General features: G+C 43.3%; 1 protein-coding gene. It reads right to left on the bottom strand.

Annotation, left to right across the window (positions count from 1 at the left end; genetic code table 11):
- On the bottom strand, window positions 1-1,368 hold a 1,368-nt coding region (locus ON072_RS20975), incomplete at both ends, for a DDE-type integrase/transposase/recombinase (protein WP_274626185.1).

The following is a 1,368-nucleotide window of genomic DNA, read 5'->3' on the forward strand; positions in this document are numbered from 1 at the left end:
TTCGGTAGTCGGCAAGTGCGGTAGAGTCGTACATGAGGTCCGAGAACTTAATGCCATTTCTGGTCAAGGTTCTTCGCTCCGAAAGTCCCATCAGCGCTTCGAAACGCCTTTCATCTTCTGCGGTCATTCTTAACGGAGGGTATACATCAAAACCTTGCTGCCATCTCTGAATGGGGATCCTTGTTTCACGCGAGTTTGTGTCTTGATGGTAAACATCAACGATCCATCTGTGAAACTCTTCCACAAACACCGAAAATCGCATGATTGCGTCTTTCTCAGGCTTGTATTCTTCCTTATCCAGAATATTTGAAAAGGTTTTTCCCGGGATTTCAGCGAGAAAACTTTGATTTATCATCCCAAAAAAACGCTCAACAAAGGGCTTCAGCCAAGGTTTGCGAGGAGGATTGTACTGGATATTGATCCCCGCTTCTTTGCAGGCGTGATCTAAATTCGTCGACCAAAATTCACGGCCATTATCAACAACCAAGGTTTCAAATTTACCATAGCAAGGCCACTCATTTTGGAATTCTACGCCAATCATATCGAGTGTCTTAGGCTTAATCGCATGTACTATGGCTTTTGCTGCTGACACGTAAGATGGAGGGTTGTAGCCTAAATGGAAACCCAATACACAACCGCTGAAAACATCTACTACCAATGTCAGATAGGGCCTTCCAAGAGGTACCAATAAAGTATCATCGAGTAAGATAAGGTCGAGCGGAGTATGGTCAATTTCCACCCGCTCTAAAATTCTGGTAGGTGGTTTATGTGAAGCGCAGTATTCGAACCATTTATCTGCGATGAATTTGCCATGCCTGGCAAGTGCTACGGGGTAAGGCGGAAGAGACTTAATTCTGTTTTTAAAGCTGTTATACGAAATGATAGGGATTTTTCCATCGATGATTGAATCATTTTCAATCGTAATAGTGTCTTTATAATACTGATAGGCTTTTGCTATGTTTGGCCTTTTGGCGTCAAGGAAGCGAGATAGGGCTACTTCAAAAAAGTGCTCATCGCCGTCAACTCTTTTGTTTCTATTACCCTTTTTGTGGTTTTTTTCCACTAACGAAACTAAATCACCATTACTATCCAGGTAACTTTTATACCATCGAGCGACAGTCCGCCAATTTGGCCTTTCCCCGCCGTTTGTGGCAAAAAATGAGTCAAGCAACGGGTCTAAGTTTTTTTGTGTCCATCCGCCAGTATTTTTTCGCTCGATGAAATTAAGCAGTTCGTATCGCTTTAGCGCATTTTGCTTAATATCTTCAGGGAAAGTGTCAAGATCGCGCTTTGTTAGCTGAGCTTCGCTTAATCTGACGTATTGAGCAGGTGGAGGCGGCTTAGTCCCTTGGGCCTGGGTAAACTCAT

Source organism: Shewanella sp. K8 (assembly GCF_028823715.1).
Classification (GTDB): domain Bacteria; phylum Pseudomonadota; class Gammaproteobacteria; order Enterobacterales; family Shewanellaceae; genus Shewanella; species Shewanella algae.